The 7,288-nt window shown below is 55.2% G+C and carries 3 protein-coding genes; all 3 read left to right on the forward strand.

The features are described from left to right. The first annotated feature begins 1 nt into the window (after position 1). A complete protein-coding gene (topB, locus tag DXD78_RS20715; protein ID WP_044132009.1) occupies positions 2-2,089 on the forward strand; it encodes a type IA DNA topoisomerase in 2,088 nt (695 codons plus the stop codon). A gap of 27 nt (positions 2,090-2,116) precedes the next feature. Further along, positions 2,117-2,704, forward strand: coding sequence for a DUF1896 domain-containing protein (locus tag DXD78_RS20720; protein ID WP_004291461.1), 588 nt, complete (start codon positions 2,117-2,119; stop codon positions 2,702-2,704). Further along, positions 2,694-7,288 (forward strand): N-6 DNA methylase (locus DXD78_RS20725; protein ID WP_117652952.1); only part of this gene is annotated, 4,595 nt, incomplete at its 3' end. The genes DXD78_RS20720 and DXD78_RS20725, both read left to right, overlap by 11 nt.

Genomic DNA, 7,288 nt, shown 5'->3' on the forward strand with positions numbered 1-7,288 from the left:
CATGAAGACAATCATTGCAGAAAAGCCCTCCGTGGCACGTGAAATCGCCCGCATCGTGGGCGCGACAAAGAGAGAGGAAGGATATTTCGAGGGAGGCGGTTATGCCGTGACATGGGCATTCGGACACCTCGTTCAGCTTGCCATGCCCGACGGCTACGGCGTGCGCGGATTTGTCCGTGACAACCTCCCGATTATTCCCGACACATTCACGCTCGTCCCCCGTCAGGTCAGGACGGAGAAAGGTTACAAGCCCGACAGCGGCGTGGTGTCGCAGATAAAAGTCATCAAAAGACTGTTCGACACAAGCGAACATATCATCGTGGCGACCGATGCCGGACGCGAGGGAGAGCTTATCTTCCGCTACCTCTACCACTATACGGGTTGCACCACTCCTTTCGTGCGCCTGTGGATCAGCTCTCTCACCGACAAAGCTATCCGCGAGGGACTGCGGAAACTCGAAGACGGCAGCAAATACGACAACCTCTACCTCGCCGCCAAAGCGCGGAGCGAATCCGACTGGCTCGTGGGCATCAACGGCACACAGGCGTTATCCATCGCCGCCGGACACGGCACGTATTCCGTGGGGCGGGTGCAGACACCAACGTTGGCTATGGTATGTGAACGCTACTGGGAGAACCGCCGCTTTACGTCCGAAGCATTCTGGCAGCTCCATATCGCAACGGACGGTTGCGACGGCGAAGTCGTGAAATTCTCATCCTCCGAGAAATGGAAAGAGAAAGAACCGGCGATGGAACTATATAATAAGGTAAAGGCGGCAGGTTGCGCCACTGTCACGAAAGCCGAGCGCAAGGAGAAGACGGAGGAAACTCCCTTGCTCTACGACCTGACCACGCTCCAGAAAGAAGCCAACGCCAAGCACGGCTTCACGGCGGAACAGACGCTTGAAATCGCGCAGAAACTCTACGAAAAGAAGTTGATAACCTATCCGAGAACGGGAAGCCGCTACATCCCCGAAGACGTGTTTGCCGAAATTCCCAAACTGCTCGCTTTCATCGGCACACAGCCCGAATGGAAAGACAAGGTGCGGGCAAAAGCCGCCCCGACACGCCGCAGCGTGGACGACGGCAAGGTGACAGACCACCATGCCCTGCTCGTCACGGGTGAGAAACCGCTCTTCCTCTCCAAAGAGGACAATACCATCTATCAGATGATTGCCGGGCGCATGGTCGAGGCATTCTCTGAGAAATGCGTCAAGGATGTGACCACTGTCACGGCGGAATGTGCCGGAGTGGAGTTTACCGTAAAAGGCAGCGTCGTGAAGCAAACCGGATGGCGTGCCGTCTATGGCGAGGAAAAAGAGGAAATTACCATCCCCGGCTGGCAGGAAGGCGACACGCTGACACCGAAAGGCTCGTCCATTACCGAAGGAAAGACCAAACCCAAGCCGCTGCATACCGAAGCCACCCTGCTCTCGGCAATGGAAACGGCGGGCAAGGAAATTGAGGACGACGCACTGCGGCAGGCGATGAAGGACTGTGGCATCGGTACTCCCGCCACACGCGCCTCCATCATCGAAACGCTTTTCAAGCGCGGTTACATGGAACGCTGCAAGAAGTCGCTTGTTCCCACCGAAAAAGGACTTGCCCTCAATTCCGTCGTCAAGACGATGCGCATCGCCGATGTTGCCATGACGGGCGAATGGGAAAAGGAGCTGGCGCGTATCGAGCGCGGGGAACTGTCCGCCGACACCTTCCGCAAGGAGATAGAGGCGTACACACGTGAGATAACCTCCGAACTGCTCTCGTGCGACAAGCTCTTCGGCAGCCGTGACTCCGGCTGCGCGTGTCCCAAGTGTGGCACGGGCAGGATGCGGTTCTACGGCAAGGTGGTACGCTGCGACAACACGGAGTGCGGACTGCCCGTGTTCCGGCTGAAAGCGGGACGCACCCTGTCCGACGATGAAATCAAAGACCTGCTCACCGAAGGGCATACCAAGCTGCTCAAAGGGTTCAAGAGCAAACAGGGCAAGAGTTTCGATGCTGTTGTCGCCTTTGACGGGGAATATAACACGACTTTTGTGTTCCCGGAGGCTAAAAAGGACAAGAAATTTTCAGGACGGAAGAAATAGTATTAACTTTGCCACTTGTTCAGAGTAATGAATTGTTCTTCGATACCGGATTACACTCATACTTTGGATTTAGTGGTGGCACTCGGAGGGATACCGAGTGCCTTTTTCTTCCTTTTTCCAACCGATTATCCCGTTAATTATCAATCCGCTAAATCCAAAGTAATGAACAACAAGAAGAAAAACGAGGGTCAGACCGACTTTTCCTATTACGGTCTGTACCTGCTGGACTATCTCCGCACGAACAAGTTTGAACAGGCTGACGACACCGCTTTCATACGGGAACGGGCCGACCGTGCCGCCGAAACGTATGAGAGGGCACGGCTTGAAGGCTATCCCGCCGATGGTGCGCAGGAACTGGCGATGGACACGCTGCTGCGCGGGCTGCATTATTCCCGTTACGCCATCCTCCGCGAAGTCGTGGAAAACGAGTTTGCCGATGAAGTGCCGGAAGAGAAGCGTGAAGCCTTTGTCCTGAAACTGCTGCCGCTTGTCGGCAACGTGTTCTCCGTCTATGACCTCTCGGATGACAATTTCGCCCTGTCTTCCGATTACGACCTGCTCTACACGGAGCTGACGGGAGCAACCGTCCTTTACTTAGACGAATATGGCGTTTAACCGCAAACAGAAACTGCGGGACAACATCGAGGCGATACGGACGGCATTCATCCTTGACAGGGAAAATAGGACAGCGACAACCGAAGAGCGTGCCATACTTCAAAGGTACTGCGGTTTCGGCGGTCTGAAATGTATCCTCAACCCTGCAAAGGAACTGACGGATGCCGTCCGGTGGGCGAAATCCGACCTCGAACTGTTCGCCCCGACGGTGGAGCTGCACAGGCTTATCCGTGAGAACAGCAAGGACGAAACAGAGTACAAGCGGTTTGTGGATTCGCTGAAAGCGTCCGTGCTGACCGCTTTCTACACCCCCAAAGAGATAACCGACACCATCGCGGACGTGCTGGCAGATTACAGCGTCCGCCCCGCCCGTATGCTCGAACCGTCGGCAGGTGTCGGCGTGTTCGTGGATTCCATGCTGCGGCACAGCCCCAATGCGGATGTGATGGCTTTCGAGAAGGATCTGCTCACGGGTACAATCTTGAGGCATCTCTATCCCGACCAGAAAATGCGCACCTGCGGTTTTGAGAAAATCGAAAGACCGTTCAACAATTATTTCGACTTGGCGGTGTCCAACATTCCGTTCGGTGACATTGCCGTGTTCGACGCGGAGTTTCAGCGGAGCGACTCTTTCGGCAGACGCTCCGCCCAGAAAACCATCCACAACTATTTCTTTCTCAAAGGACTGGATGCCGTGCGTGACGGCGGTATCGTGGCGTTCATCACCTCGCAAGGGGTATTGAATAGCACCAAGACCTCCGTGCGTAACGAGCTGTTCAGTCAGGCCAATCTGGTATCCGCGATACGCCTGCCCAACAACCTGTTCACGGACAACGCGGGCACGGAGGTGGGCAGTGACCTGATTGTCCTGCAAAAGAACCTCAGCAAGAAGGAAATGTCGCAGGACGAGCGGCTGATGACCGTGATACAGACGGACACGAAAACCGCCCTGACCGACAACGCCTATTTCATCCACCACCCGGAACGCATCGTGCATACGATGGCGAAACTTGACACAGACCCCTACGGGAAGCCCGCTATGGTTTATCTGCACGAGGGCAAGGCAGCAGGCATCGCCGGGGATTTGCGCCGTATGCTCGACGAGGATTTCCATTACAGGCTTGCCATGCGCTTGTATTCGGGTTCAATCCGGCAGGCAGGAACGGAAGAAAAAGTTGCCGTTCAAAATAAAGTAGAGCGTCCTGCCATAAAATTGGAAACAGTATCCTCGGCGCAGACGGTGGAAACTCCGACAGAAAAGCCGCAACCCGCAGATGAAAAGCCGGAGATAGAACCGCGCCCGCAATATTCCGCAGGCGTGCAGCTCACCCTGCTTGACCTCTGGGGGATGACGGAAGAGGTCAGCCAACCGAAAACCTCCAAAAAGAAAAAGACGGTGAAAAAGGCAGTTACGGCAAAGTCCACTCCGCCCAAACCGAAAGTCACGGTTACACCGACAGCTCCAACTGCAAAACCCGCAATGGAGAATAAGGAGGTGAAAGCGGAGAACACCGCCAAGCCTGCCGACCCGGACGACATCTATGCCACACTGGACTGGGATACCAATCCTCCCATCAACGGTTTCTATGAAATGATGATGGGTTTGACGCCGGAGCGTAGGAAAGAACTTCGGGAACTGGCAAGGCAGCATAACGAGAAACAAGTGGCGGAAAAGACGGAAGTGAAAGCCGTGCCGGAAACTTCCCGTGAGCAGCCACGACAGGAGGAAACACAGCCGGAGGCAGTCGCCGCACCTGCCGTTACAGATACCCCATCGGAAGCGGTGGGGACTTTCCTTTTCCCCGACATCGAAGCGGAAAAGCCGAAGGAGGAAGTCGTGGACCTTTCTCCGCGTGCCTACCACCGCACGCCGGAGATGCACCTGCGCGAAGGGTCGCTGGTGGCTGACCGGGGGCGTCATAACATCGGCTACCTGAAAGACATCACGCCATACGGGGCGACATTCCAGCCGCTCGACCTGAAAGGATACCAGAAGGAAAAGGCGTTGTTGTATGTGTCGCTGCGTGACGCCTACGAGCGTCTGTACCGTTATGAATCGCTCCGGCGCGAGGCAAATGTTCCGTGGCGAGAGCATCTGAATACCTGTTACGATGAGTTTGTCATGCGCTACGGCAACCTCAACGCCAAGCAGAACGTGAAGTTAGTGATGATGGATGCGGGCGGGCGCGACATCCTTTCGCTGGAACGGATGGAAAACGGAAAGTTCGTCAAGGCGGACATCTTCGAGCATCCTGTTTCCTTCGCGGTGGAGAGCCATGCCAACGTAGGCTCTCCCGAAGAAGCCCTGTCTGCGTCGCTCAACAAATATGGTACGGTCAATCTCGACTATATGCGGGAGATAACCGACAGCACGGCGGAGGATTTGCTCACTGCCCTGCAAGGGCGCATCTACTACAATCCGCTCGTGACCGGTTACGAAATCAAAGACCGTTTCATCGCCGGAAATGTCATAGAGAAAGCGGAACGCATAGAGGCATGGATGGGTGACAATCCCGAAAATGAGCGTATGCCGGAGGTGAAGCAGGCGTTGGAGGCTCTGAAAGATGCCGAGCCGCAGCGCATCGCCTTCGAGGATCTGGACTTCAATTTCGGGGAACGCTGGATTCCGACGGGTGTCTATGCCGCCTACATGAGCCGGCTGTTCGACACGGAGGTGAAAATCGCCTATTCCGCAAGCATGGACGAGTTTTCGGTGGTGTGCGGCTACCGCACCATGAAAATCACGGACGAGTTTCTGGTGAAGGGGTATTACCGGAACTATGACGGTATGCACCTCCTAAAACACGCCCTGCACAACACCTGCCCTGACATGATGAAGTCCATCGGCAAGGACGAGCATGGCAACGACATCAAGATGCGCGACAGCGAGGGAATACAACTCGCCAACGCCAAGATTGACGAGATACGAAACGGCTTCTCCGAATGGCTCGAAGAGCAGTCGCCGCAGTTCAAGGAGCGGCTTGTGACGATGTATAACCGCAAGTTCAACTGTTTCGTGCGCCCGCGCTACGACGGCTCCCATCAGACCTTTCCCGACCTCAACCTGAAAGGGCTGGCAAGCCGGGGTATCAAGAGCGTCTATCCCTCACAGATGGATTGCGTCTGGATGTTGAAACAGAACGGCGGCGGAATTTGCGACCACGAGGTGGGAACCGGTAAGACGCTGATAATGTGCATCGCCGCGCATGAGATGAAGCGTCTGAATTTGGCACACAAGCCGATGATTATCGGGCTGAAAGCCAACGTTGCGGAGATTGCAGCCACCTATCAGGCGGCATATCCCAACGCACGTATTCTGTACGCTTCGGAGAAGGACTTTTCGACCGCCAACCGTGTGCGCTTCTTCAATAATATAAAGAACAACGACTACGATTGCGTCATCATGTCGCACGACCAGTTCGGCAAGATACCGCAGTCGCCGGAATTGCAGCAGCGCATCCTGCAAGCAGAGCTTGACACGGTGGAGGAAAACCTCGAAGTGCTACGGCAGCAGGGAAAGAACGTGTCGCGGGCGATGCTGAAAGGATTGGAGAAGCGCAAGCACAACCTTGAAGCGAAGCTGGAGAAGGTGGAACACGCCATAAAGTCACGCACGGACGACGTGGTGGATTTCAAGCAGATGGGCATCGACCACATCTTCATAGATGAGAGCCACCAGTTCAAGAATCTGACTTTCAACACGCGCCACGACCGTGTGGCGGGATTGGGAAACAGCGAGGGAAGCCAGAAGGCACTTAACATGCTCTTTGCCATACGCACCATACAGGAGCGCACAGGAAAAGACTTGGGTGCGACCTTCCTCTCCGGCACGACTATCAGCAACTCACTGACTGAATTGTACCTGCTGTTCAAGTACCTGCGCCCGAAGGAGCTGGAACGGCAGGACATAAGGTGTTTCGACGCTTGGGCGGCGATATTTGCCAAGAAGACGACGGATTTTGAATTTAACGTGACGAACAATGTGGTCCAGAAGGAGCGTTTCCGCTACTTCATCAAAGTGCCGGAGCTTGCCGCCTTCTATAATGAAATCACGGACTACCGCACGGCGGAGGATGTGGGCGTTGACCGTCCTGCCAAGAACGAGATACTGCACCATATACCGCCCACGCCGGAACAGGAGGACTTCATACAGAAACTGATGCAGTTCGCCAAGACGGGCGATGCCACCTTGTTGGGCAGGCTGCCGCTTTCGGAAACGGAAGAAAAGGCGAAGATGCTCATCGCCACGGACTATGCCCGGAAAATGGCACTCGACATGCGCATGATAGACCCGAATTACGAAGATCATCCCGACAACAAAGCGAGTCACTGTGCCAAGATGATCGCGGAGTATTATCAAAAATACGACGCCCAGAAAGGCACGCAGTTCGTTTTCTCTGATTTGGGGACATACCAGCCGGGCGACGGGTGGAACGTCTATTCGGAAATCAAGCGCAAACTGACGGAGGACTACGGTATACCGCCAAGCGAGGTGCGCTTCATTCAGGAGTGCAAGACCGACAAGGCGCGGAAGGCGGTGATAGACGCCATGAACGCCGGGACGGTGCGTGTGCTGTTCGGCTC

The organism is Bacteroides sp. D20 (assembly GCF_003436255.1).
GTDB classification, from domain to species: domain Bacteria; phylum Bacteroidota; class Bacteroidia; order Bacteroidales; family Bacteroidaceae; genus Bacteroides; species Bacteroides uniformis.